The sequence below is a fragment of the Nocardioides sp. NPDC051685 genome, assembly GCF_044453405.1.
Classification (GTDB): Bacteria; Actinomycetota; Actinomycetes; order Propionibacteriales; family Nocardioidaceae; genus Nocardioides.
On the sequence record NZ_JBITCR010000001.1, the window covers coordinates 319,674 to 344,714 of the forward strand.

At 69.0% G+C, this 25,041-nt stretch carries 22 protein-coding genes; 18 read left to right on the forward strand and 4 right to left on the reverse strand.

From position 1 onward, the window contains the following. Positions 1 to 71: 71 nt before the first annotated feature. Complete coding sequence (locus ACIA03_RS01580; RefSeq protein WP_396978571.1) at positions 72 to 1,370, reverse strand: MFS transporter; 1,299 nt, start codon at positions 1,368 to 1,370, stop codon at positions 72 to 74. A 71-nt stretch (positions 1,371 to 1,441) separates the two neighbouring features. On the opposite strand from ACIA03_RS01580, the gene ACIA03_RS01585 reads away from it, so the two are divergent. Together ACIA03_RS01585 and ACIA03_RS01590 are read left to right on the forward strand one after the other, a co-directional pair. After that, the gene (locus ACIA03_RS01585; protein WP_396978573.1) at positions 1,442 to 2,425 is read left to right on the forward strand and encodes a GlxA family transcriptional regulator; all 984 of its coding nucleotides are present in this window, start codon (positions 1,442 to 1,444) and stop codon (positions 2,423 to 2,425) included. A gap of 183 nt (positions 2,426 to 2,608) precedes the next feature. Further along, positions 2,609 to 3,511: a DMT family transporter gene (locus ACIA03_RS01590; protein WP_396978575.1), complete on the forward strand. Its 903-nt coding sequence runs from the start codon at positions 2,609 to 2,611 to the stop codon at positions 3,509 to 3,511. A 21-nt stretch (positions 3,512 to 3,532) separates the two neighbouring features. Here the strand turns inward: ACIA03_RS01590 and ACIA03_RS01595 are convergent, their stop codons facing one another. Then, complete coding sequence (locus tag ACIA03_RS01595) at positions 3,533 to 4,045, reverse strand: YbjN domain-containing protein (RefSeq protein ID WP_396978577.1); 513 nt, start codon at positions 4,043 to 4,045, stop codon at positions 3,533 to 3,535. Further along, entirely contained in the window at positions 4,042 to 5,298 is a 1,257-nt protein-coding gene (gene mshA / locus ACIA03_RS01600) for a D-inositol-3-phosphate glycosyltransferase (RefSeq protein ID WP_396978579.1), read from the reverse strand. Before mshA ends, ACIA03_RS01595 begins: the two co-directional genes overlap by 4 nt. Before the next feature lie 135 nt (positions 5,299 to 5,433). On the opposite strand from mshA, the gene ACIA03_RS01605 reads away from it, so the two are divergent. Both ACIA03_RS01605 and ACIA03_RS01610 read left to right on the forward strand, forming a co-directional pair. Beyond that, positions 5,434 to 6,177 carry an SDR family NAD(P)-dependent oxidoreductase gene (locus ACIA03_RS01605; RefSeq protein WP_396978581.1) on the forward strand — a complete coding sequence of 248 codons (744 nt, stop codon included), beginning with the start codon at positions 5,434 to 5,436 and terminating at the stop codon, positions 6,175 to 6,177. Positions 6,178 to 6,272: 95 nt separating this feature from the next. Continuing rightward, positions 6,273 to 6,965 carry an aspartate/glutamate racemase family protein gene (locus ACIA03_RS01610; protein ID WP_396978583.1) on the forward strand — a complete coding sequence of 231 codons (693 nt, stop codon included), beginning with the start codon at positions 6,273 to 6,275 and terminating at the stop codon, positions 6,963 to 6,965. Between the two features lie 4 nt (positions 6,966 to 6,969). Here ACIA03_RS01610 and ACIA03_RS01615 read toward each other — a convergent pair whose 3' ends face one another. Continuing rightward, a complete protein-coding gene (locus ACIA03_RS01615) occupies positions 6,970 to 8,265 on the reverse strand; it encodes a M4 family metallopeptidase (RefSeq protein WP_396978585.1) in 1,296 nt (431 codons plus the stop codon). A gap of 98 nt (positions 8,266 to 8,363) precedes the next feature. On the opposite strand from ACIA03_RS01615, the gene typA reads away from it, so the two are divergent. The 14 genes from typA (at position 8,364) to icmF (ending at position 24,970) form a co-directional block, all read left to right on the forward strand. Continuing rightward, positions 8,364 to 10,253 carry a translational GTPase TypA gene (gene typA, locus ACIA03_RS01620; protein WP_396978588.1) on the forward strand — a complete coding sequence of 630 codons (1,890 nt, stop codon included), beginning with the start codon at positions 8,364 to 8,366 and terminating at the stop codon, positions 10,251 to 10,253. A gap of 109 nt (positions 10,254 to 10,362) precedes the next feature. Then, positions 10,363 to 11,199: a ketose-bisphosphate aldolase gene (locus tag ACIA03_RS01625; protein WP_396978590.1), complete on the forward strand. Its 837-nt coding sequence runs from the start codon at positions 10,363 to 10,365 to the stop codon at positions 11,197 to 11,199. A 135-nt stretch (positions 11,200 to 11,334) separates the two neighbouring features. Then, positions 11,335 to 12,618, forward strand: a complete 1,284-nt coding sequence (locus ACIA03_RS01630) for an ABC transporter substrate-binding protein (protein ID WP_396978592.1) — start codon at positions 11,335 to 11,337, stop codon at positions 12,616 to 12,618. A gap of 7 nt (positions 12,619 to 12,625) precedes the next feature. Beyond that, entirely contained in the window at positions 12,626 to 13,591 is a 966-nt protein-coding gene (locus ACIA03_RS01635; protein WP_396978594.1) for a carbohydrate ABC transporter permease, read from the forward strand. 79 nt (positions 13,592 to 13,670) lie between these two features. Continuing rightward, on the forward strand, positions 13,671 to 14,519 hold the full coding sequence (locus ACIA03_RS01640) for a carbohydrate ABC transporter permease (protein ID WP_396978596.1): 849 nt from the start codon (positions 13,671 to 13,673) through the stop codon (positions 14,517 to 14,519). Further along, positions 14,516 to 15,982: a glycoside hydrolase family 1 protein gene (locus tag ACIA03_RS01645; RefSeq protein ID WP_396978598.1), complete on the forward strand. Its 1,467-nt coding sequence runs from the start codon at positions 14,516 to 14,518 to the stop codon at positions 15,980 to 15,982. Before ACIA03_RS01640 ends, ACIA03_RS01645 begins: the two co-directional genes overlap by 4 nt. Positions 15,983 to 15,984: 2 nt before the next feature. Continuing rightward, positions 15,985 to 16,983: a LacI family DNA-binding transcriptional regulator gene (locus tag ACIA03_RS01650; RefSeq protein ID WP_396979874.1), complete on the forward strand. Its 999-nt coding sequence runs from the start codon at positions 15,985 to 15,987 to the stop codon at positions 16,981 to 16,983. Between the two features lie 127 nt (positions 16,984 to 17,110). Next, positions 17,111 to 18,937, forward strand: coding sequence for a diaminobutyrate--2-oxoglutarate transaminase (ectB, locus tag ACIA03_RS01655; protein WP_396978600.1), 1,827 nt, complete (start codon positions 17,111 to 17,113; stop codon positions 18,935 to 18,937). A 27-nt stretch (positions 18,938 to 18,964) separates the two neighbouring features. Continuing rightward, positions 18,965 to 19,381: an ectoine synthase gene (locus ACIA03_RS01660; RefSeq protein WP_396978602.1), complete on the forward strand. Its 417-nt coding sequence runs from the start codon at positions 18,965 to 18,967 to the stop codon at positions 19,379 to 19,381. After that, positions 19,378 to 20,277: an ectoine hydroxylase gene (gene thpD / locus ACIA03_RS01665; RefSeq protein ID WP_396978603.1), complete on the forward strand. Its 900-nt coding sequence runs from the start codon at positions 19,378 to 19,380 to the stop codon at positions 20,275 to 20,277. Before ACIA03_RS01660 ends, thpD begins: the two co-directional genes overlap by 4 nt. 69 nt (positions 20,278 to 20,346) lie before the next feature. Then, positions 20,347 to 20,667, forward strand: coding sequence for a DUF4333 domain-containing protein (locus tag ACIA03_RS01670; protein WP_396978605.1), 321 nt, complete (start codon positions 20,347 to 20,349; stop codon positions 20,665 to 20,667). Positions 20,668 to 20,704: 37 nt separating this feature from the next. Continuing rightward, positions 20,705 to 21,256: a hypothetical protein gene (locus ACIA03_RS01675; RefSeq protein WP_396978607.1), complete on the forward strand. Its 552-nt coding sequence runs from the start codon at positions 20,705 to 20,707 to the stop codon at positions 21,254 to 21,256. Between the two features lie 25 nt (positions 21,257 to 21,281). Beyond that, positions 21,282 to 21,764, forward strand: coding sequence for a MarR family winged helix-turn-helix transcriptional regulator (locus tag ACIA03_RS01680; protein ID WP_396978609.1), 483 nt, complete (start codon positions 21,282 to 21,284; stop codon positions 21,762 to 21,764). Positions 21,765 to 21,853: 89 nt separating this feature from the next. Further along, a complete protein-coding gene (icmF, locus tag ACIA03_RS01685; protein ID WP_396978611.1) occupies positions 21,854 to 24,970 on the forward strand; it encodes a fused isobutyryl-CoA mutase/GTPase IcmF in 3,117 nt (1,038 codons plus the stop codon). Positions 24,971 to 25,041: the final 71 nt, after the last annotated feature.

A 25,041-nucleotide genomic window follows, 5' to 3' on the forward strand; every position in this document is an offset into this window, starting at 1 on the left:
GATGTTCGTCTAGGTATGCAGCCGAACCGTCGCTTCCCAAGCGGAGTTCCGCGCGGGAAGCGACGGTTTCCCTACATACCTTGCTGAGCCACCACCGGCTCCCGCGGCATCACCAGCGACATCAATGCGGCGGCAGCGCACAGCGCGCCGGCGGCGTACCAGACCAGGTCGTAGGAGCCGGTGACGTCGCGTACGACGCCACCGACCCAGGCGACCAGGCCGGCGCCGACCTGGTGGGAGGCGAGGACCCAGCCGAAGACGATCGGGGCGTCCTCGGGCCAGACCTCGCGGCACAGCGCGAGGGTGGGCGGCACGGTGGCGACCCAGTCGAGGCCGTAGAAGACGATGAAGAACACCATCGGGATGTGCACCTCGGGCGCCAGCAGCATCGGCAGGAAGATCAGCGAGATCCCGCGGAGCGAGTAGTAGACGCCGAGCAGCACCACCGGGTTGAAGCGGTCGGTGAGCCAGCCGGAGAAGATCGTCCCGGCGACGTCGAAGATCCCGATCACGGCGAGCAACGAGGCGGCCGCGACGGTGGCCATCCCGTGGTCGTGCGCGGCGGGCACGAAGTGGGTCCTGATCAGCCCGTTCGTGGTGATCCCGCAGATCGCGAAGGCGCCGGCGAGGAGCCAGAAGGCCTTCGTACGCATCGCCATCCCGAGCACGCGCACGGTCCGTAGCGCGGCGCCGGTCGCGGGCGCGGGCCGCGGCACGATCCGGGCGGCGCCGTAGGGCGCCAGGCCGACGTCGGCCGGGTAGTCGCGGAGCAGGAGCAGCACGAACGGGATCACCGCGGCGGCGACCAGGGCGATGGTGACCGAGGCGGCCCGCCAGCCGAACTCCCCGATCAGGATCGCCAGCACCGGCAGGAAGATCAGCTGCCCGGACGCGCCGCCGGCGGTCAGCAGACCGCTGACCAGGCCCTGTCGCTTGTCGAACCAGCGGGTGGTGATCGTGGCGCCGAAGGCGAGCGCCATGCAGCCGCTGCCACCACCGACCAGGACGCCCCAGCCGAGGACGAACTGCCACGACTGGCTCATCCAGACGGTGCCGAGCGAGCCGAGGGTGATCATGGTGAGCGCGACGGCCACCACCGGACGGATCCCGAAGCGGTCCATCAGGGCGGCGGCGAACGGCGCGGTCAGACCGTAGAGTGCGAGCTGCAGCGTGATCCCGGCCCCGATCGTGCCCCGCGACCAGCCGAACTCGTCGTGCAGCGGACCGACCAGGAGGCCGGGTGCCGCGGTGAAGGCGGCGGCGCCGACGATGGTCACGAAGGCGATGGCCGCCACCCACCACGCGGGGTGGATGCGCCGGCGGCGCGCGGCGGTGCGGCCGGCAGGCGGCGGGGTCGTCGTCTGGGTCATGAGGATGATCCTTCCGTGTGCGCGCCGCTCCGGACAGTGGCCTGATTGACATCTATCGATAAGATCCAGCCATGAGTGACGTACGGTTCCCTGCTCCGCACCGGGTGGCGGTCCTGATCCAGGACGGGTTCATCCCGTTCGAGATCGGCATCCCGCACCGGATCTTCGGCAAGGCCCGCGACGGCCGGGACCGGCCGCTCTACGAGGTCGTCACCTGCACCCCGGACGGGCCCGGGCCGGTGCAGTCGGACTCGGACATCGTCGTGATCGCGCCGTACGGACCCGAGGCGCTGGCGAACGCGGACACCGTGGTCATCCCGAAGTTCGGCCGCGACGACCCGACCGTGTCGGACGGTGTGCTCACGGCGCCGCTGAAGGAGGCGCTCGACATGATCCGGCCCGGCACCCGGATCATGTCGATCTGCACCGGAGCCTTCGCGCTCGCCGCCGCGGGCCTCCTCGACGGCCGCCCGGCGACGACCCACTGGGCACACACCGACGACTTCCGCGCGCTATTTCCGCAGGTCAAGATGGACCCTGACGTGCTTTTCGTCGACGACGGCGACGTCCTCACCTCCGCCGGCGTGGCCTCCGGCGTGGACCTCTGCCTGCACGTCGTACGCCGCGACCACGGCGCCGCGGTCGCCAACCGTGTCGCCCGAGCAACGGTCGTACCTCCGCACCGCGACGGCGGCCAGGCGCAGTTCATCCGGCACCACGCGCCTGCCCCGGGCGACACCGGCATCTCGGCCGCGACCGCCTGGGCCCTCGACCATCTCGACCAGCCCCTCACCCTGGAGACGATGGCGGCCCAGGTCTCGATGTCGGTGCGCACCTTCACCAGACGGTTCCGCGACGAGACCGGCGACTCCCCCGGCCGCTGGCTGCAGCGTCAGCGCATCGAGCTCGCCCGCACGCTCCTGGAGACCACCGACCTCTCGATGGATCAGGTCGCCGCGCGCTGCGGCCTCAACACCGCCCAGTCCCTCCGCCTTTACTTCCACGCCGCCCTCGGCGTCACCCCCACCGCGTACCGCCGTACCTTCCGCGGCTGACCCCCCCCCTGCCGAGGCGTCACATACGTCGGTCGAGACGTCACTCCCGTCGGCCGAGTCGGCAGCGCGGTGACGCCTCGGCCGACCTAGGTGACGCCTCGGCGGGGGCGAGATGGCGGGATGTCAAACATGGTTGGCCGTTATCCGCTCGCCTGGAAGCGTACGGATCTCTAGCCTTTTACCGTGACGACGACGATCGACCCCGCCCCCTCGACGACCACGCCGCTCTGGAAGCCGCTGGTCGCGTGCGGGATCACGCTGGTGCTGTGGGCGTCGGCGTTCGTGGGGATCCGCCATCTCGGCGACTCGGTGCCGCCGGGGAGCCTGTCGCTGGGACGCCTGGCGGTGATGGTGGCAGCGCTGGGTGTCTACCTCGCGATCAAGGGCGGGTTCCGGCTGCCGACGCGGCGGGAGTGGCCGCTGGTCGCGCTGGGCGGTGCGTCGTGGCTGGGGATCTACAACCTGGCGCTCAACGAGTCCGAGCGCCGGATCGACGCGGCCACTGCCGCGCTGATCGTCCAGGTCGGGCCGATCGTCGTGGCGCTGCTCGCCGGACTCGTGCTCAAGGAGCGGATCCACAAGTGGATCCTGATCGGCACCGGCGTCGGGTTCGCGGGTGTGGTCGTCATCGGCCGTGCCTCGGCCAACGGTGACACCGGCGACTGGATCGGCGTCGCGCTCTCGGTCGTCGCGGCGCTCACCTTCGCGGTCGGCGTCCTCACCCAGAAGAAGCTGCTGCCGACGATGAGCGCACTGCTCCTGACGTTCTGGTACGCCACGGTCGGCCTCGTCGTCTGCCTGCCGTGGTCGGCCGAGCTGGCCACCACGATCCCCGACATCAGCCTCGCCAACCTCGGCTGGATCGTCTATCTCGGCCTTTTCCCGAGCGCCCTGGCGTTCGTGACCTGGGCTTATGCACTGTCCCACTCAGATGCGGGGAAGTTCGCGCAGACCACGTTCCTGGTCCCGTTCATCACCGCGCTGATGGCCTGGCTGCTGCTCGACGAGGTGCCGCCGGCGCTGGCCTTCCTGGGTGGCGCGATGTGCATCGCGGGTGTGCTGATCACCCGCCGGCACCCACGCTGACTTCTCGGCGTCAGATTCTGACTACTCGGCGGACTCTAGCCAGCCGCGGAAGGCCTCTAGGTTTGCCGTTGACTCGCCGCGCAGTTTGCGCCACTCCCATTCCTTGCGGATCGAGGTCGCGAAGCCGAGCTCTAGGATGGTGTTGAAGGACTCGTCCGCGTACGTCAGGACCGAGCCGAGCAACCGGTCGAGCTCGTCGGCCGAGACCATCGCCAGCGGCAGCCGGCCGTCGAGGTAGATGTCGCCGAGCCGATCGATCCCGAAGGCGACGCCGTAGAGCCGCAGGTTGCGCTCGAGCAGCCAGCGGTAGACGGTCTCGAAGTTCTCGTCGGGGCGGCGGCAGACGAAGGCATGCACGCCCAGTGCGTGCTGCCCCAGGTCGAGCCGGACCGGCGTCTGCAGCTTGCGCTCCCCCGGGAGCGAGAACGAGAAGACCAGGTCGCCCGACGGCAGTGACGCCTCGTCCCAGGTCAGGTCGTTGGACTTCAGCCAGCCGCGTACGACGTCTTCACGTTCGACCTGCGCATCACTCACGCTGTCAGCTCCTCACGCATCAGCATCTTGGCCTCTTCGTAGACCTCGAGCGTATTGCGTGCGGTGAGATCCCAGGAGAAGTCCTGGGCGTGTTCGCGGGCGCCGGCGGCCAGCGCGGACCAGCGCGAGTGGGACGAGATGGCGTTGGTGAGCGCGTCGGCCCACTGCGCCGGGTCGTGCCCGTCGACCAGGAGCCCGCTGCGGCCGTGGTGGACCGCGGTCGTCAGACCGCCGACCGCGGCCGCGACGACGGGGGTGCCGCAGGCCTGGGCCTCGACGGCGACCAGACCGAACGACTCGTTGTAGGAGGGGACGGCGACGACGGAGGCGGCGGAGTACCAGAGCGCGAGCTCGTCCTGGCGCACCGGCGGGACGAACCGGACCACGTCGGATATCCCAAGCTCAGCGGCGAGATCGACCAGCCCGGTCGGGTGCTCCAGACCGGAGCCGGAGGGACCCCCGACGATCGGCACGACGAGGTTGCGGCGCAGCGACGGGTCGCGGGCGAGCATGACCGCGGCCGCCCGCAGAAGTACGTCGGGAGCCTTCAGCGGCTGGATGCGACCGGCGAAGAGGAGCACGTGAGCCCGGGCCGGGAGCCCGAGCGCGGCACGTGCCGCGGCCCGCCCGCGCGGACGGAAGACCCGCAGGTCGACCCCGGGATGCACGACGGCGACACGACCCGGCTCCGCGTCGTACATGTTGATCAGCTGTTTGGCCTCGAGGTCGGTGTTGGCGATCAGCATGTCGGCCGCGTCGACGACCTGCTCCTCGCCGATCACCCGGGCCTCGGGCTCGGGGCTGTCGCCCTCGGCGAGCGCCTCGTTCTTGACCTTGGCCATGGTGTGCATGGAGTGGACCAGCGGCACACCCCACCGGTCGCGGGAGAGGGCCCCGACCTGGCCGGAGAGCCAGTAGTGGGAGTGCACGGCATCGAAGTAGCCCGGCGGGTTGGACGCCTCGGCGCGCAGCACCTCGCGCGCGAACGTGCACAGCTGCCCGGGAAGGTCACCTTTGGCCAGCCCCTCGAACGGACCGGCGTGGACGTGGTGGACCGCCACCCCGTCGTACGCCTCGACGACCTGCGGCAGGCGCGACGAGGTCGCGCGCGTGAAGATGTCGACCGCGATGCCCTGGGTGGCCAGCCGCCGGGAGAGCTCGAGGACGTAGACGTTCATGCCGCCGGCGTCGCCGGTCCCGGGCTGGTCCAGCGGAGAGGTGTGCAGACTCACCATCGCCACGCGGTGGATCATGCCTGCCCCTTTGCTCGTCGAGTTCCAATCCAGGTTCTCAACACGTTGATGTCGCTCGTCATTCCCGACCGCGCGAACATCTTCGATCCTGGGACCCGGTGAGCAATGTCGAGCAGACGAGGAGAGAATGGCTCCATGTCCTCCAAGAACGCTGTCGTCACCGGCGCCTCGAGCGGGATCGGCGCCGCCACCGCCCGCCAGCTCGCCAAGGAGGGCTACCACGTCTTCCTCGCCGCCCGCCGGGCCGACCGGATCGAGGCGCTGGCCGCGGAGATCGGCGGCACCGCGATCGCGACCGACGTCACCTCCGACGACTCCGTCGCCGCGCTCGCCGCAGCGGTGGGCGATCGTCTCGACCTGCTGGTCAACAACGCGGGCGGCGCCTTCGGCGTGGACAAGGTCGCCGACGCCGACCTGGCCAAGTGGCAGGCGATGTTCGAGGTCAACGTGGTCGGCCTGACCCGCGTGACCAAGGCGCTGCTGCCGGCGCTGATCGCCTCCGGAGCGGGCGCGATCATCAACGTCGGCTCGATCGCCGGCCGGCGCGCCTACGAGGGCGGCGCGGGCTACAACGCGGCCAAGTTCGGCACCCGGGCGGTCACCGAGGCACTGCGCCTGGAGATCGTCGACCAGCCGGTGCGGATCATGGAGATCGCCCCGGGCATGGTCCAGACCGAGGAGTTCTCGCTCGTGCGCCTCGGCGGCGACAAGGCCGCGGCCGACGCGGTCTACCAGGGCGTCGCGGATCCGCTGGTGGCCGAGGACATCGCCGACGCGATCGTCTGGATGGCCACCCGCCCGGCTCACGTCAACATCGACGAGCTGGTCATCAAGCCGCGCGCCCAGGCCGCCCCGCACAAGGTGCACCGCGAGGGCTGACCGGCCTCTGACCCGGCCTCTGACCTGGTCTGGTCCACACCCGGAGGGGTGCCGAGGATTCAGTACGCGGCAGCCGACGGTGTCACACTCGAACAGTGCAGACGATCGGACTCATCGGCGGCATGAGCTGGGAAAGCACAGCCGCGTACTACGAGGGACTCAACAAGGGTGTCCAGGAGCGGCTCGGCGGTCTCCACTCCGCCAAGATCGTGCTGGCCTCCGTCGACCTGGCCGAGCTGACCGAGCTTCAGGACAAGGAGTCCTGGGACCAGGTCGCCGAGATCCTGGTCGCCTCCGCGAAGAGCGTGGTCGCCGGCGGCGCCGACCTGATCCTGATGTGCACCACCACCTTCCACAAGGTCTACGACGAGGTGGCGGCCGCCGTCGACGTACCCGTGCTGCACCTGGCCGACGTGCTCGCCGCGAAGGCCAAGGAGCTCGGCATCACCAAGGCCGGCTTCCTCGCCACCCGCTACACCGTGGAGAACGACTTCTTCGCGCAGCGGATCTCCGACCACGGCGTCGACGTGAACCTGCCCGACACCCTCCACGTCGAGATGCTCGACTCGATCATCTACGAGGAGCTCGTCCACCGGAACGTCCTGTCGGGCTCACGCAAGCGCGTCCTCGAGGTCGTCCACGAGCTGTGGGACGCGGGGGCCGACGGCGTCATCCTCGGTGCCTCCGAGCTCAGCCTCCTGGTGCGGCCCAGCGACGTCGACGTACCCATCCTCGACGCCATCACCGTGCACGTCGAGGCCGCGCTCAACCACGCGCTCCCCGCGTAGCCGGCTACTTCTCCAGCAGCTCGTCGGCAAGGGCGTGCAGCTCGGGGGTCAGGTCGCCCTCGTGCACGACGACGGTCCGGCCGTCGACCTCGAACTCGTAGATGTAGCGGTCGGCACCCTTGGGCTTCGACGGAGCACCAGAACCGGCGAGCAGGTGGCGCACGGTGACCACCCCGGCGACCGAGGGCGCGAGCTCGGCGACCCCCTCCTTCGTACGTCCCAGGAAACCGCCGCTGCGGCGCACCCTCACCAGGGTCGGCGCCTCACCGTCGGTGGCGGGGGCACCGGACGCCGGGGTGACCCCGACCTCGGACCAGGCGTTGGTGACCGCCTCGGCCTGCTCGCCGGCCGCCGCGATCGTGGCCGCGGCGAAGCCGGCGAAGTCGGTGTCGGTCGTGACGGTGCCGTTGGTGAGCGCCGCGTACCAGATCTTCCCGGCGCCGTCCCACGAGCTGCCGCCGATCGCCTTGGCGGCGAGGGCGAAGGCGCGGTTGGGGATGCCGGAGTTGATGTGAACGCCGCCGTTGTCGTCGGTGCCGTCGTAGATGTCGTCCATGTGGGCCGGCTGCGGGTCCTTGCCCAGCTCGGGGTCGTCGTAGGCGGTCCCGGGCTCGAGCATGTGGCGCAGCCCGACGCCCTGGACCGACTCGGTGAAGAGGCCCTGGCCGATGACCCAGTCGGCCTCCTCGGCGCTCTGGCCGAGGAGCCGCTGCTTGAGACAGGAGCCGAACACGTCCGACATCGACTCGTTGAGCGCACCGGGCTGGCCCTGGTAGACGAGGCCGGCGGTGTGCTCGGTGACCGCATGGGAGAGCTCGTGGCCGATCACGTCGACGGCCTTCGTGAAGCGCTGGAAGATCTTGCCGTCGCCGTCCCCGAAGACCAGCTGGGTGCCGTCCCAGAAAGCGTTGGCGTAGTCCCGGTCGTAGTGGACGGTCATCACGACCTCGGCGCCTTGGCCGTCGTAGGAGTCGCGGCCGTAGACCTCCTCGAACAGGGACAGCGAGCCGGTGATGCCGGTCGCGGCCTCGTCGACGCTCTCGTCACCCGACTCCGGCTCACCCGCGGCGCGAACCTTCTCACCGGGGAGGTCGGTGCCGTTGCCGGCGGTGTAGACGGTCCAGTCCCCGGCCTCGGCAGCCGTGCTGCCGGCTTCGGGGGCGGGGGCCTGGGCGAGAACCCTGGTCAGGTGCTCCGCCCGGGCGGCACGGAAACCGTCGTCCTGGGTCAGACGACCGGGGTCGAGCCGCTGCATCAGGTAGGGGGGCACGATGTGGCAGACGTGTTTCCGAGAAGTCATGGGTCCAGCCAAGCGTCATCTCCGGATGCGGGTCAAGGAGGTCGCGGCGGATAAGATCAGGCGTCCCGTCCCGCCCCAGAAATCGAGCCGCTTCGCACATGTCCGAGACCCTCAAGGCCAATCTCCGCAACGTCGCCATCGTTGCGCACGTCGACCACGGCAAGACCACGCTGGTCGACGCCATGCTGAAGCAGGCCGGTGCCTTCTCCGAGCACGCCATGGAGTCGGTCGAGGACCGCGTCATGGACTCCGGCGACCTGGAGCGCGAGAAGGGCATCACCATCCTCGCGAAGAACACCGCCATCCACTACACCGGGCCGTCCGCGCCCGAGGGGATGACGATCAACATCATCGACACCCCCGGCCACGCCGACTTCGGTGGTGAGGTCGAGCGCGGCCTGTCGATGGTCGACGGCATCGTGCTGCTGGTGGACGCCTCCGAGGGCCCGCTCCCGCAGACCCGGTTCGTGCTGCGCAAGGCGCTCAACGCCGACATGCCGGTCGTGCTGGTGGTCAACAAGGTCGACCGTCCCGACGCCCGCATCGAGGAGGTCGTCGACGAGACGTACGAGCTCTTTATGGACCTGCTCGACGACTCCCACAGCCAGGACGCGCTCGACTTCCCGGTGATCTACGCCTCCGGCAAGGCCGGCGTGGCGAGCCTCGAGCAGCCGGAGAACGGCACCCTGCCCGACTCCAAGGACCTCGAGCCGCTCTTCTCCACGATCCTGGACACGATCCCCGCCCCGACCTACGTGGCCGGTGCGCCGCTGCAGGCCCACGTCACCAACCTCGACGCCTCCCCGTTCCTGGGCCGCCTCGCGCTGGTCCGCATCCACCAGGGCAACCTGAAGAAGGGCCAGACCGTGGCCTGGATGCAGCGCAGCGGCGAGACCAAGAACGTACGCATCACCGAGCTGCTCATCACCGACGGCCTCGAGCGCAAGCCCGGCGAGGAGGCCGGCCCCGGCGACATCGTCGCCGTCGCGGGCATCCCCGAGATCATGATCGGTGAGACGCTGGCCGACCCGGAGAACCCGGTCGCGCTGCCGCTGATCCACGTCGACGACCCGGCCATCTCGATGACCATCGGCACCAACACCTCCCCGCTGGTGGGCAAGGTGAAGGGCGCCAAGGTGACCGCGCGCATGGTCAAGGACCGCCTCGACCAGGAGCTGATCGGCAACGTGTCGCTGCGCGTGCTGCCGACCGACCGTCCCGACGCCTGGGAGGTGCAGGGCCGCGGTGAGCTGGCGCTGGCGATCCTGGTCGAGCAGATGCGTCGCGAGGGCTACGAGCTGACCGTCGGCAAGCCGCAGGTGGTCACCCGCGAGGTCGACGGCAAGCTCCACGAGCCGTTCGAGCGCCTCACCATCGACGCCCCCGAGGAGTTCCTCGGCACGATCACCGAGCTGCTCGCCAACCGCAAGGGCCGCATGGAGGGCATGACCAACCACGGCACCGGCTGGGTCCGGATGGAGTTCGTCGTCCCCTCCCGTGGCCTGATCGGCTTCCGCACCGACTTCCTCACCGAGACCCGCGGCACCGGCATCGCCCACCACATCTCCGAGGGCTACTTCCCGTGGGCCGGCGAGATCCGTTCGCGCAACAACGGCTCCCTGGTCGCCGACCGCGCCGGTGCTGCCTCGGCCTACGCGATGACCTCGCTCCAGGAGCGCGGCGTCCTCTTCGTCGAGCCCACCACCGAGGTCTACGAGGGCATGATCGTCGGCGAGAACTCCCGCCAGGACGACATGGACGTCAACATCACCAAGGAGAAGCAGCAGACCAACATCCGGTCCGCCACCTCCGACAACTTCGAGAAGCTGATCCCGCCGAAGAAGCTCTCCCTCGAGCAGTGCCTGGAGTTCTGCCGCGAGGACGAGTGCGTCGAGATCACCCCGGACCAGATCCGCATCCGCAAGGTCATCCTCGACCAGAACGAGCGGGCCAAGATTGCCAGCCGGGCCCGTAAGGCCAACAAGTAGGTCCGACACCTCTCGTACGACGGCCGCCGCCCCCTCCGGGTCGGCGGCCGTTTCGTTGTGATCTGTCCTGCGACACTTCCACCATGATGCGTACGCATGTGGAGGCCGAGTGACCCTCACGACCACGGCCGCGCTCGTCGGCGCGGCGTACGAGGCAGGCCGCGGTGTCGCCGCCTTCAACGCGATCAACCTGGAGACCGTCGAGGCGATCGCGGCCGGGGCCGAGACCGCGAACGTGCCGGTCATCGTGCAGATCAGCGAGAACGCGGTGCGCTACCACGGCGGCCTGGCCCCGCTGGCACAGGCCGCGATCGCGGTCGCTTCGAACGCCGCGATGCCGATCTCGCTCCACCTGGACCACGCGACCGACGAGCGCCTGGTCGGGATCGCGGTCGACCTCGGCTTCTCCTCGGTGATGTACGACGCCTCCCAGCTGGCCTACGAGGAGAACCTGACCCGCACCGCCGCCGTCGCCCGCCGCTGCCACGACCGCGGCGCCCACGTCGAGGCCGAGCTCGGCGAGGTCGGCGGCAAGGCGGGCGTCCACGCACCCGGCGTACGCACCGACCCGGACGAGGCGGCCGCGTTCGTCGCCGCCACCGGCGTCGACGCCCTCGCCGTCGCGGTCGGCTCGAGCCACAAGATGACCACCCGCGACGCGGCCCTGGACGAGACGCTGATCGCGGAGCTCCGGCGCACGGTCCCGGTGCCCCTCGTCCTCCACGGCTCCTCCGGCGTGAGCGACGAAGGCCTTAGGTCGGCCATCGCCGCCGGCATGACCAAGATCAACATCGCCACCCAGCTCAACAAGGCCTTCACCGCCGCGGTCCGCGAGACCCTCGCCGCCGACCCTTCCCTGGTCGACCAGCGCCGCTATCTCGGTGCGGGCCGAGACGCCATGGCCGCCGAGGCCGCACGCCTGCTGACGGTGATTTCCACCCGCTAGAAGTGGAAGCGCTCCCACAATTCGAGTACGAGCTGTCCACGCCTCTTGACACGCCATTGTGAACAGCCTCACACTCTCCCCATGCCCCGAGAGTGGAAGCGCTCTCACTCCCCACATCGACGTGCAGGAGCACCCGTGTTCAAGATCTCCACCACCGTGCGCCGTGGCCTCGCCACCAGCGCCGTAGTCGCCCTGACCGCGGGCCTGGTCGCGGCCTGCGGCACCGACTCCGAGGAGTCGGCCGATCTCGGCAAGAACGACACCCTGACCATCACCACCTTCAGCGAGTTCGGCTACGACGACCAGATCAAGAAGTGGAACGCCGACCCCGAGCGTCCCTTCAAGATCAAGCAGACCAAGATCGCCGAGTGGGACACCTGGAAGGAGTCGATGACCAAGGCCCTCCAGGCCGGCACCGAGCTCCCCGACGTGATCGCGGTCGAGGGTGACGCCATGGCGGCGCTGCTTGCCGAGGGCGCCAACGAGCAGTTCGCCGACATCTCCGACCCCGAGCTCGACGGCCGCTGGGTCGAATATGCCTACAAGGCCGGCCAGACCACCGACGGCAAGCAGATCGGCTACCCGACCGACATCGGCCCCGAGGCGATGTGCTACCGCGCCGACCTCTTCGAGAAGGCCGGGCTCCCGAGCGACCCCGCCGGTGCCGCAGCCCTCTTCAAGGACTGGGACACCTACTACAAGACCGGCGAGCAGTTCACCAAGAAGCTCCCGAAGACGAAGTGGTACGACGCCTCCGGCTCGGTCGCGCAGGCCATGCTCAACCAGGTCGAGTTCCCGTTCCAGACCGAGGACCAGAAGGTCAACGTCGAGAACGACGAGCTGAAGGCGGTCTACGACACGGTCGCGAAGTACTCCCCGACCCTGTCCACCAAGGTCGTCCAGTGGGGCGAGGACTGGCAGGCGAACTTCACCAACGACGGATTCGCGACGATGCCGTGCCCGGGCTGGATGTTCGCCAACATCAAGTCCTCGGCACCGGACGTGAAGGGCTGGGCGATCGCTGACGCCTTCCCGGGTGGCGGCGGCAACTGGGGCGGTTCGTTCCTCGCGGTCCCGGCCAGCGGCGAGCACACCAAGGAGGCCCAGGAGGTCGCCAACTACCTGACCAACGCCGAGTCGCAGGTCTCCGCATCCAAGGCTGCCGGCAACTTCCCGGGCAACCTCGAGGCGCAGAAGACCCTCCAGGCCGAGAACGCCGAAGACCCCTACTTCGGCAACGCCAAGACCACCGAGATCCTGACCAACCGCGCCGCCGCGGTCACGCCGGGCGTCCCGTTCAAGGGTGACAAGTACTCCGACGTACTCGGCCTCTTCCAGACCGCGATCCAGCGTGTCGACGAGGGTGAGGACCCCGAGAAGTCCTGGCAGACCTTCGTCGGGGCCGTGGACAACCTCTGATCTGACGATGCTCAACAAATCTCCCCTGGCGAGCCGCTCGTCGCAGGGCCCCTCGGCCCTGCGGCAGCGGCTCGGCCGCTGGGACGTGAAGTACGCGCCGTACCTCTTCGTCGCGCCGTTCTTCATCGTCTTCGCGGCGATCGGCCTCTACCCGCTGCTCTACACGGGCTACCTGTCCTTCTTCTCCTGGCCGCGATTCGGCGGCGCCGTCGGTGACCCGGTCGGCTGGGCGAACTACGTCCACGTCATCACCGACCCGGTCTTCCGCAAGTCCCTGGTCAACACGGTCGCGATCTTCCTGCTCTCCTCGGTGCCGCAGGTGATCGTCGCGACGATCATCGCGGCGCTCCTCGACACCAACCTGCGTGGACGCTCCTGGTGGCGGATGTCGGTCCTGCTGCCGTACGTCGTCGCCCCCGCCGCGGCCGCGCTCATCTGGAGCGCGATCTTCGCCGACAAGTCCGGGCTCGCCAACCAGCTGCTCGGCGTGATCGGGATCGACCCGATCGGCTGGCACACCGACCGCTTCGCCAGCTGGACGGCGATCGCGACGATGGTCAACTGGCGCTGGACCGGCTACAACACGCTGATCCTCCTGGCGGCGATGCAGGCGGTCTCCCGCGACCTCTACGAGTCCGCCTCCCTCGACGGGGCCAGCAGCGCACGCCAGTTCTGGAACATCACGGTGCCCTCGATCCGCCCGACGATGATCTTCGTGATCGTCACCTCGACGATGGGCGGTCTGCAGATCTTCACCGAGCCGCGGCTCTTCGACACCAACCTGCAGCACCAGGGCGGAGCGAACTACCAGTTCCAGACCCTGACGATGTACGTCTTCAACACCGCCAACAGCGCGACCGACCCCTATCCCCGGGCGGCCGCCGCGGCCTGGCTGCTGTTCCTGCTCATTGTCGGGATCGCCCTGCTCAACTTCATGGTCACCCGCGCGATCCAGAACAGAGGTGCCCGATGAGCGAGCGTCAGCGAGCGAGCATGGGATCTTTCATCGGGCCGCGTCCGTACTCTGGCGCTTGCGCTACGGAGGTGGCCCGATGAGCGGCAAGATGCACAGCATCAACAAGCCGGGCTTCCTGGTCTACGCGCTGCTCGCCGCGTTCGTCCTGGGCTCGGTCTTCCCCCTCTACTGGTCGTACGTCATGGGCACGGTCACCAAGGAGAGGACCCTCCAGTCGCCGCCCCCGCTGGTGCCGGGCGGTCACTTCATCGACAACGCCAAGCGGGTCTTCGACCAGATCGACTTCTGGTCTGCGCTGCTCAACTCGGTCATCGTCTCGAGCCTCGGGGCGCTGTCGGTGGTGGCCTTCTCGACGCTGGCGGGCTACGCGTTCGCGAAGCTCCGGTTCAAGGGGTCCAACATGCTGATGGCGTTCATCGTCATGACGCTGGCGGTCCCGACCCAGCTGGCGCTGGTGCCGATGCTGAAGCAGTTCAGCAACCTCGGCCTCGACGGCACCCTCACGGCCGTCACGCTGCCGTGGCTGGTGACCGCATTCGGGGTGTTCTTCATGCGGCAGTACCTCGTCGACGCGATCCCCGACGAGCTGATCGACGCGGCCCGCGTCGACGGCTGCTCTCAGATTCGCATCGTCTGGACGGTTGCCGTCCCGGCAGCACGTCCGGCGATGGCGATCTTGGCGCTGTTCACGTTCATGAGCGTCTGGACGGACTTCATGTGGCCCCTGCTGGTGCTGCAGAACTCCGACGTAGCCACCCTCCAGACCGCGCTCGACAAGCTCAAGATCGCACCCGGACAGGGCCTGAGCGACCTCGCTCTGCTCCAGGCCGGGACCATCATGGCGACGATCCCGTTGCTGCTGTTGTTCATCGCCACCGGCCGCCATCTGGTGTCCGGCATCATGCAAGGAGCCGTCAAGGGATGACTTCCTCGACACACCCAGTCCACCCCGCACGTACGTTCCCCCAGGGCTTCCTCTGGGGCGCGGCCACCGCGTCCTACCAGATCGAAGGGGCCATCGACGAGGACGGACGTACGCCCAGCAACTGGGACACCTTCTCCAAGGTTCCGGGGGCGATCCTCAACGGCGACACCGGTGAGGTGGCCTGCGACCACTACCACCGGGTGCCCGAGGACGTCGCGCTGATGAAGCGCCTCAACCTGGCCTCGTACCGGTTCTCGACGGCGTGGCCGCGGATCCGGCCCGACGGCGGCAAGGTCAACCAGGCGGGGCTCGACTTCTACAGCCGGCTCGTGGACGAGCTGCTCGAGGCCGAGATCGCGCCGTGGATCACGCTCTACCACTGGGACCTGCCGCAGGCGCTGGAGGACCAGGGCGGCTGGACCAGCCGGGACACCGCCTACCGGTTCGTGGAGTACGCCACGACCGTCTACGACGCGCTCTCCGACCGGGTCGACAACTGGACGACCCTGAACGAGCCGTGGTGCTCGGCGTTCCTCGGCTACTCCGGTGGCCAGCACGCGCCGGGTCGCCAGGAGGGCGTGGCCGGCATCGTCGCCGCCCACCACCTCATGCTCGGGCACGGCCTCGTGGTCAACGAGCTGCGCAGCCGCGGCGCGACGCCGGAGAACGGGAAGCACCTCGGCATCACCCTCAACCCGACGGTCGTCGACCCCTACGACGCCGACCGTCCCGAGGACGTCGACATGACCCGACGGATCGACGGCCTGCACAACCGGGTCTTCTTCGAGCCGCTGTTCCGAGGCAAGTACGCCGACGACCTGGCCGCCGACACCGAGGGGCTGACCTTCCAGGGCCGGCCGTGGCAGGACTGGGTGCTCGAGGGCGACCTGGAGGTCATCTCCGCGCCGCTCGACGTGCTCGGCATCAACTTCTACTTCGGCAACGCCATCGCGGCGAAGCCGTTCGAGATCGACCCCGACCAGGTGCTGGGCAGCCGGCTCGTGCACTCCGACATGCCGCGGGGCAACCCGTACCCCGGCGCCGAGTTCGTCACCCCGCGCACCGGTCGCGCCACGACCGCCCGCGACTGGGAGATCGACCCGGTATGGCTGACCCGGCTGCTGACCCGGCTCAGCGACGAGTACGGTGCCCCGCCGATCTACATCACCGAGAACGGCGCCTATTATGACGACGTGGTCGAGGATGGGGCAGTGCACGACACCGCTCGTCTCGACTACATCGACCAGCATCTGCGCGCGACCCTCGACGCGATCGAGCAGGGTGCGGACGTCCAGGGTTACTTCGCCTGGTCCCTGCTCGACAACTTCGAGTGGAGCTACGGCTACGCACACCGGTTCGGGATCGTGCACGTGGACTTCGAGACCCAGGTACGCACCCCGAAGGACAGCGGCCTCTGGTTCGCCGATGTCGCCGCCAACAACCGGGTGCCGGCCCGCCCGTGAACATGCCCACGCTCGACGAGGTCGCCCGGCTGGCTGGTGTCAGCCGGGCGACCGCGTCGCGTGCCATCAACGGCGGCTCGCGCGTCTCGGCGAAGGCCGCCCAGGCCGTGGCCGAGGCCGTGCAGACGCTGGGCTACGTCCCCAACCCGGCCGCGCGCTCCCTGGTGACCCGTCGGACCGACACGGTCGCGATGGTCGTGCCGGAGTCTGACGAGCGCGTCTTCGCCGACCCGTTCTTCGCCCGCACCCTGCACGTGGTGACCCAGGCTCTCGCCCAGCGCGACCTGCAAGTCGTGCTGCTGATCGCCCAGCCGGGCGAGGAGGTGCAGCGGTCGCTGCGCTACCTGCGGGGCGGGCACGTCGACGGCGCGATCGTCGTCTCCCACCACCGCAACGACGCTCTCGCCGACCACCTCGCGGCCATCGGGCTGCCGGTCGCGTTCATCGGCCGGCCGTTGACGGGCGCGGACAAGGTCTTCTACACCGACCCCGACAACATCGCCGGCGCTCGCGAGGTCACCAACATCCTGATCGAGCGTGGCTGCCGCCGCATCGGCACCATCACCGGCCCGATCGACATGAGCGCCGGCACCGACCGGGCCGCCGGCTGGCGAGCCGCTCTCGACGCTGCCGGGCTGGCCACCGACGCGGTCGTCGAGGGCGACTTCACCGAGGACGGCGGCGAGGCCGCCTGCGAGATCCTGCTGCGCGACCATCCCGACATCGACGGCCTGATGGTCGCCTCCGACCTGATGGCCGCCGGCGCACTCCGTGCGCTCGGCCGGGCCGGCCGCCGCGTCCCCGACGACATCGCTGTCGTGGGCTACGACGACCTCGGCATCGCCGAGCGCACCACTCCCCCGCTCACCACGGTCAAGAACCCGATAGGAGACATGGCCAGGGAGGCCGTCCGGCTCCTCCTCGCCCAGCTCGACGGCGGCACCACCATCCCCCGGCGGGTCGTCTTCGCGCCCGAGCTGGTGCGGCGTACGTCTGCCTGATCCGGCCGACCTGACGGACGCGCAACTCAATACGCCGCCGTATCGGAGTGCGGACTCGCCCCGGGCCTTACCTTCTGCACCCTGTTAGCGTCGTTCGGCGATGCCACATCGCAATTCGACTGGCAGCGTGCCCCGCCCGAAGTCGGCTACCCGAGTCGACTTCCGCTCACCGGACCTCGAGGACGGTCAGCATCTGTGGCGGATGGCACGGGACTCTCGGGTACTCGACGTCAACACCTCGTACGCCTACCTGCTGTGGGCGCGCGACTTCGCGGCGACCTCGATCGTCGCGACCGTCGATGACGATCCAGGAGGATTCGTCATCGGTTACCGGCGCCCGGACGAGCCGGAGACCCTGATGATCTGGCAGGTCGCCGTCGACGAGCGGCACCGCGGCCAGGGTCTGGCCCGCCGGATGCTCGATGAGCTCGTCGACCGCCTCCCCGGCGACCAGGGCGTACGCCATCTGGAGACGACCATCACCGCGGACAACCGGGCCTCCATCGCCCTGTTCACCTCGTTCGCGGACGCACGCAGTGCTCCGATCGAGCGCACGCCGCTCTTCGAAGCCGCGATGTTCCCCGACGGGCACGACGCGGAGCTGCTGTTCCGCATCGGCCCGTTCTCGACCACACGCTCGCGATCGACGACACCCGGAGGTGTCATGTCCATGACGACGACCACCGAACCCGCCACCGCGATCTTCGACTCCCTGGAGTCGCAGGTCCGCAGCTACTGCCGCAGCTGGCCCGCCGTGATGACCCACTCCCAGGGCTCCACCGTCACCAGCGAGGACGGGACCGAGTTCCTGGACTTCTTCGCCGGGGCCGGCGCGCTCAACTACGGGCACAACAACCCCGCACTGCTGGATCCGCTGCTCGACTACCTGCGCGAGGGCCGCATCCTGCACTCGCTGGACATGCACACCAGCGCCAAGCGGGACTTCCTGCAGGCCTTCTCGGACCTGATCCTCGAGCCACGCAACCTCGACTACAAGGTGATGTTCCCCGGCCCGACCGGGACCAACTCCGTCGAGGCCGCGCTCAAGCTGGCCCGCAAGGCGACCGGGCGCCAGCACGTGCTGTCCTTCACCAACGCGTTCCACGGGATGACGCTCGGTTCGCTGGCAGTGACCGGCAACTCGATGAAGCGCCGGGGCGCCGGCATCCCGCTGACCAACAGCTCGAAGATCCCCTACGACGACTACTTCAACGGAGCCGTCGACGACTTCATGTGGCTGGAGCGGGTGCTCCAGGACAGCGGCTCCGGCGTCGACAAGCCGGCCGCGATCATCGTGGAGTCCGTCCAGGGCGAGGGCGGCCTCAACGCCGCCCGGCTGGAGTGGCTCAAGGCGCTCTCGGACCTGTGCCGCGAGCACGACATCATCCTCATCCTCGACGACGTGCAGGCCGGCTGCGGCCGGACCGGCACCTTCTTCAGCTTCGAGGAGGCCGGGTTCACCCCCGACATCGTCTGCCTGTCGAAGTCGATCTCCGGCTTCGGCCTGCCGATGGCGCTGACCCTGATCCGGCCCGACCTGGACCAGTTCGAGCCCGGCGAGCACAACGGCACCTTCCGCGGTCACAACCTCGCCTTCGTCACTGCTCGGGTGGCGTTGGAGACGTACTGGGCAGACGAGACCTTCCAGAAGGAGGTCCAGGCGAAGGCCACCGACCTGCGCGCGGGGCTCACGGCGATCGCCGAGCGGTACCAGGGCGCGGCCGTCCGCGGTCGCGGTCTGCTGACCGGCATCGCCTTCCCGGACGCCAGCGCCGCCGGGAAGATCGCGACGGCGGCGTACGAGCACGGCCTGCTGGTCGAGACCTCCGGCCCCGAGGACGAGGTGCTCAAGACGATGCCGCCGTTGACCATCTCCGACGAGGAGCTCGCCCGCGGTCTCGCCATCCTCGAGGAGGCCACCGCGTCCGTCCTCGGCGACGGCGTCCCGGCCTGACCTCCCCGACAACCGAAACGAGACATCATGCGCGTCACCTATTTGGAAGACCTCGACGACACCGATCGCGACGTACGCGTCGAGTCCGAGCACGGCACTTGGCGCAGCCGCCGGATCGTACTGGCCCGCGAGGGGGTCGGCTTCTCCTTCCACGAGACCACCATCCCCGCCGGGACGACGAACGAGTTCTGGTACGCCAACCACATCGAGTGCGTCTACTGCGTCGGCGGCGAGGGCGAGCTCCTCGACCGCGAGACGGGAGAGACGTACGAGATCCGGGACGGGATGTGCTACCTGCTCGACAAGCACGACAAGCACACCGTCACCGCCACCACCGACCTGCGGCTGATCTGCACCTTCAACCCGCCCGTCACCGGTCGCGAGGTGCACGACGACGACGGCGTCTACCCGCTCCTCACCGAGACCAAGGAGGTAACTGCATGACCGCTACCACCGAACACACCGAGGACGTGTACCCCACCCGCCTCGAGGAGGGCTTCGCCACGCTCCCCCGACAGGACCAGGTCGTCTGGGGCACCGCGGCCGACGGTCCCATCGACCAGGTCACGCTCGACTCCTACGACGAGCGCGGCTACCTGACCGTCCCCGACCTCATCACTCCCGAGGAGGTCGAAGAGCTCCGCGCCGAGCTGCGCCGGCTCAGCACCGACCCGGAGACCCGGGCCGACGAGCGCACCATCATCGAGCCCGCCTCGCAGGAGGTGCGCTCGATCTTCGAGGTGCACCGGACCAGCGACGTCGTCGCCCGGCTGGCGGCCGACCCGCGCGTGGTCGGGCGAGCCCGGCAGATCCTGGGCTCGGACGTCTACATCCACCAGAGCCGGATCAACTTCAAACCCGGCTTCGGCGGTGGTGACTTCTACTGGCACTCCGACTTCGAGACCTGGCACGCAGAGGACGGTCTGCCTCGGATGCGGACCGTCAGCATCTCCATCTCGATGACCGACAACCACTCCTTCAACGGGCCGCTGATGATCATGCCCGGCACGCACAGGACGTACGTCTCGTGCGGCGGTGCCACGCCTGGGGACAACTACAAGTCCTCGCTGGTGATGCAGGGCGCCGGCACTCCCGACCAGGAGACGGTCACCAAGATGGCGGACACCTACGGGATCGACGTGCTGGCCGGCGCCGCCGGCAGCGCGGTCATGTTCGACTGCAACTGCATGCACGGCTCCAACGGAAACATCACGCCGTACCCGCGCTCGAACGTCTTCCTGGTGTTCAACAGCGTGGAGAACACCGCGGTCGAGCCGTTCTCGGCCCCGAGGCCGCGGCCCACGTTCATCGGGGCGCGCGACTTCACCCCGGTGGGCTGAGCGCTCCGCGGCGCCCGAGCTGGTGCGGCGTACGTCTGCCTGGTCTTCGCCTACCCCTAGGCTGAGCCCATGACACGCACCCGCGCCTTCTCGGGCGCCCTGACCGGCGCGGCTCTGCTCGCCCTGGCCTTGACGGCCTGCGGCTCGAGCAAGGACTACGTGCAGGAGAAGACGGTCGAGCGGATCGCGACCGAGCAGCTCACCAACGCCATCGGCGTCACCCCGGAGGGCCTCGACTGCCCCGGTGACCTCGAGGGCAAGGTCGGCACGGAGATGACCTGCGTCCTCACCTCCGAGGGCGAGAAGTACGACGCGATCCTCACCGTCGACGACGTCGACGGTGGCCGGGTCCACTTCAAGATCGACGTGCCGCCCAACGCCACGGAGTGAGCCCACAGAGTCCCCAGAGCAGATAACCTGTTGAGTCGTGTCCCCTCATGCGAGGCCCTTCTTCGACCATGTCGCGCGCGTGTGCGACGGCACTCCCTACAAGGCGACCGAGACGGCGCGCGGGTTCGACGTGGAGATCGACCTGGCCGACGAGCGCTGGCACCCCCTGCTGCAGGCCGCCAAGCTGAACTGGGTCTTCACCTACCACGTCTCGATGCCGACGCGGAGCTCCTACGCGATCATCGAGGACACCCGCAGCATCGTCTGGTTCGGCGACGTGCCGCACACCCAGAAGACCGGCGTACGCCGCATCGAGGCCGATGACGAGCAGACCGACCAGGGCGTGTGGACCGTGCACGACCCCGAGGCGGTGCCCGACCAGGACCAGTACCGTTTCGACGCCGAGGAGGGGCGCACGCTGATCACCAGCGTCGCCCGGCTCTACGCGCTGCAGCAGCGCGGCACCCGGCACGAGGGGACGGGCTTCTCCGTCGCCGTCGGCCTGGTCGTGACGCTGTCGGTGATCGCGACCGTCATCGGCGTGGCGGTGATTCTCAACCTGCTCGGGACGTTCGGCGCACCCTCGTAAAGGTTTCTGTGTGATGCTGGCCCGCATGGATCCGATCCGCGAGGCGCAACGGCAGTGGATCGCGCACGGCTGGGCCGACGCCGCCGACGGGATGGCGCTGGTGACCTCGCTCGTGCGCGTGCACCAGCTGGTCATGGAACGCGTCGACGCCGCACTGCGCCCCCACGACCTCTCCTTCGCCCGCTACGAGGTGCTCCGCCTCCTCTCCTTCACCCAGGACGGCCAGCTCCCGATGGCCAAGCTCGGCTCCCGTCTCCAGGTCCACCCCGCCTCGGTGACCAGCGCCGTGGCCCGGCTGGAGAAGCAAGGATTCGTACGCCGCAGCCGCACCGCCGACGACGGCCGCGTGGTCCTCGCCGCGATCACCGACACCGGCCGCGAGGCGGTCGAGGCGGCCACGGTCTCGCTCAACAGCGAGGTCTTCGAGAAGCCGGGGATCGAGGACGTGCATGGCCTGACCGCGCTGCTCAGCCAGGTCCGCGCGGCCTCCGGGGACACGGTCGGCTGAGACGACTACGTCGCGTACTGGCGAGTATGTGATTCGCGACCTATCCTGGAAATACTTGGACGTCCAACTATTCCCTGGGAGCACCGCCCATGTCCGACCTCCACATCCCTCAGCACCACGTGCGGATCGTGACCGCGAGCAGCCTCTTCGACGGTCACGACGCCGCGATCAACATCATGCGCCGGATCTTCCAGGCGCAGGGATGCGAGGTGATCCACCTCGGCCACAACCGCTCGGTGACCGAGATCGCCGACGCCGCCGTCCAGGAGGACGCCCACTGCGTCGCGGTCTCCTCCTACCAGGGCGGCCACGTGGAGTTCTTCGAGTATCTGGTCTCCGCGCTCAAGGAGCGCGGCGCCGGCCACGTCAAGGTCGTGGGCGGGGGCGGCGGCGTGATCGTTCCCTACGAGATCGAGCGGCTGGCCAACTCCGGCGTCAAGATCTTCTCCCCCGAGGACGGCCAGCGGCTGGGGCTCCCGGGGATGATCAACACGGTCGTACGCGACATCGACCGCGACCTGTGGCCCACCTTCCCCATCACCCCCAACGGCGTGATCGCGGGCTACGGGCTCTCCATCGGACGCGCGATCACCGGTGCCGAGCAGGGCCGGCTCCCCGAGGACTTCCTGGCCCGGCTGCGCGAGGCCGACCAGGCCGTCGTGCTCGGCGTCACCGGCACCGGCGGCTCCGGCAAGTCCTCGCTGACCGACGAGCTGGTCCGGCGGCTGCGCACCGACCAGGAGGACAAGATCCGCATCGGCGTGCTCGCGATCGACCCGACCCGGCGACGCGGCGGCGGTGCGCTGCTGGGCGACCGGATCCGGATGAACTCGCTGGCCGCGATGCACGACGGCGGCTCGACCACGTTCTACCGCTCGCTGGCCACCCGCGGCGGTCACGAGGTGCCCGAGCACTTCGCTGACGTACTCGCGGTGATGAAGTCCGCGGTCGACCTCGTCATCGTCGAGACGCCCGGCATCGGCCAGGGCGACACCGGGATCAGCGACTTCGTCGACGTCTCGCTCTACGTGATGACGCCCGAGTTCGGCGCCGCGTCGCAGCTGGAGAAAATCGACATGCTCGACTTCGCCGACGTCGTGGCGATCAACAAGTTCGAACGGCGCGGGGCCGAGGACGCACTGCGCGACGTGTCCCGCCAGCTCGTCCGCAACCGGGAGGCGTTCACCTCCTCCCCCGACGACATGCCGGTGTTCGGCACCTCGGCCGCTGCCTTCGACGACGACGGCGTCACCGCGCTCTACCAGCACCTGCGCGGGCTCCTCGCCGAGGCGGGGCTCGCGGTCGGCGAGGGCGTGCTCCCCCGCGTCTCGACCCGCCACTCGACGGGTCTGCACCCGATCATCCCCGAGAAGCGGGTTCGCTACCTGGCCGAGATCGCCGAGGACGTACGCGACTACCACGCCCGCACCGTCGAGCTCATCGCCGCGGCGCGGAAGGAGCAGGCCTACGAGATCGTCGCCGCGGACCACCCCGAGCTCGAGGCTCCCGCCTCCGACCTCCCCGACGACCTGCGGACGCAGCTCTCCTCGTGGGAGGAGACCAAGGAGACGTACGCCGCCGACGAGAGCGGCCGGACCTCGCTGGCCGGCAACCACATCCCGAGGGTGGCGACGCCGCGCTACACCGACCGCGGCGAGCTGACCCGGTTCCTGCGCAACGAGAACCTGCCCGGGTTCTTCCCGTTCACAGCCGGCGTCTTCCCCTACAAGCGGGCCAACGAGGATCCGGCGCGGATGTTCGCCGGTGAGGGCGACCCGTTCCGCACCAACCGCCGCTTCAAGCTGCTCTCCGAGGGCCAGCCCGCGACCCGGCTCTCGACCGCGTTCGACTCGGTCACCCTCTACGGCCGCGACCCCGGCGAACGGCCCGACATCTACGGCAAGGTCGGCACCTCCGGTGTCTCGGTGGCGACGCTGGACGACATGAAGGCGCTCTACGACGGCTTCGACCTGCTCGCCCCGACCACCTCGGTGTCGATGACGATCAACGGGCCCGCGCCGACGATCCTGGCGTTCTTCCTCAACACCGTGATCGACCAGGCGAAGGAGCGTGGCGTCGACCCCGCGAAGGCGCTGCAGACGGTCCGCGGCACCGTGCAGGCCGACATCCTCAAGGAGGACCAGGGTCAGAACACCTGCCTGTTCTCCACCGAGTTCTCCCTGCGCTGCATGGCCGACATCCAGGAGTGGTTCATCCAGAACGGGGTGCGCAACTTCTACTCGGTCTCGATCTCGGGCTACCACATCGCCGAGGCCGGGGCGAACCCCATCTCCCAGCTCGCGTTCACCCTGACCAACGGGTTCACCTACGTGGAGTCCTACCTGGCCCGCGGCATGTCGATCGACGACTTCGCACCGAACCTGTCGTTCTTCTTCTCCAACGGGATGGACCCCGAATACTCCGTCATCGGCCGGGTCGCGCGCCGGATCTGGGCGATCGCGATGCGCGAGCGCTACGGCGCCTCGGAGCGCTCCCAGAAGCTCAAGTACCACATCCAGACGAGCGGGCGTTCCCTGCACGCGCAGGAGATGGACTTCAACGACATCCGCACCACGCTGCAGGCGCTGATCGCGATCTACGACAACGCCCAGTCCCTGCACACCAACGCCTTCGACGAGGCCGTGACGACCCCGTCGGAGGAGTCGGTGCGCCGCGCGTTGGCGATCCAGCTGATCATCAACCGTGAGTGGGGCCTGGCGTTCAACGAGAACCCGCTCCAGGGCTCCTTCATCATCGACGAGCTCACCGACCTGGTCGAGGAGGCCGTGCTGAAGGAGTTCGACCGCATCTCCGAGCGCGGCGGCGTCCTCGGCGCCATGGAGACCGGCTACCAGCGCGGCAAGATCCAGGACGAGTCCATGCTCTACGAGCACCGCAAGCACGACGGCACCCTGCCCATCGTCGGCGTCAACACCTTCGTCCGCGACACCAACGGGACCCCCGCCGGCCCCGTCGAGCTCGCCCGTGCGACCGAGACCGAGAAGAAGTCCCAGCTCGACCGCGTCCACGCCTTCCAGGCCGCCCACTCGGCTGAGGCGGAAGCCGCGATCGTACGCCTCAAGCAGGCCGCCACCTCCGACGAGAACATCTTCGCCGCCCTCATGGACGCGGCCCGGGTCTGCTCGCTCGGGCAGGTCACCGAGGCGTTCTTCGAGGTCGGCGGGCAGTATCGGCGGAACGTCTGATGGATGTTCGTCTAGGTATGCAGCCGAACCGTCGCTCCCCTGGCGGAGTTCCGCAAGGGGAGCGACGACCG

Coding starts and splice junctions, on each gene's coding strand:
- ACIA03_RS01580 (WP_396978571.1), bottom strand. CDS start 1,370: ATGACCCAGACGACGACCCCGCCGCCTGCCGGCCGCACCGCCGCGCGC.
- ACIA03_RS01640 (WP_396978596.1), top strand. CDS start 13,671: ATGAGCGGCAAGATGCACAGCATCAACAAGCCGGGCTTCCTGGTCTAC.
- ACIA03_RS01645 (WP_396978598.1), top strand. CDS start 14,516: ATGACTTCCTCGACACACCCAGTCCACCCCGCACGTACGTTCCCCCAG.
- thpD (WP_396978603.1), top strand. CDS start 19,378: ATGACCGCTACCACCGAACACACCGAGGACGTGTACCCCACCCGCCTC.
- ACIA03_RS01605 (WP_396978581.1), top strand. CDS start 5,434: ATGTCCTCCAAGAACGCTGTCGTCACCGGCGCCTCGAGCGGGATCGGC.
- ACIA03_RS01670 (WP_396978605.1), top strand. CDS start 20,347: ATGACACGCACCCGCGCCTTCTCGGGCGCCCTGACCGGCGCGGCTCTG.
- ACIA03_RS01680 (WP_396978609.1), top strand. CDS start 21,282: ATGGATCCGATCCGCGAGGCGCAACGGCAGTGGATCGCGCACGGCTGG.
- ACIA03_RS01615 (WP_396978585.1), bottom strand. CDS start 8,265: ATGACTTCTCGGAAACACGTCTGCCACATCGTGCCCCCCTACCTGATG.
- icmF (WP_396978611.1), top strand. CDS start 21,854: ATGTCCGACCTCCACATCCCTCAGCACCACGTGCGGATCGTGACCGCG.
- ACIA03_RS01585 (WP_396978573.1), top strand. CDS start 1,442: ATGAGTGACGTACGGTTCCCTGCTCCGCACCGGGTGGCGGTCCTGATC.
- ACIA03_RS01650 (WP_396979874.1), top strand. CDS start 15,985: ATGCCCACGCTCGACGAGGTCGCCCGGCTGGCTGGTGTCAGCCGGGCG.
- ACIA03_RS01635 (WP_396978594.1), top strand. CDS start 12,626: ATGCTCAACAAATCTCCCCTGGCGAGCCGCTCGTCGCAGGGCCCCTCG.
- ACIA03_RS01660 (WP_396978602.1), top strand. CDS start 18,965: ATGCGCGTCACCTATTTGGAAGACCTCGACGACACCGATCGCGACGTA.
- typA (WP_396978588.1), top strand. CDS start 8,364: ATGTCCGAGACCCTCAAGGCCAATCTCCGCAACGTCGCCATCGTTGCG.
- mshA (WP_396978579.1), bottom strand. CDS start 5,298: ATGATCCACCGCGTGGCGATGGTGAGTCTGCACACCTCTCCGCTGGAC.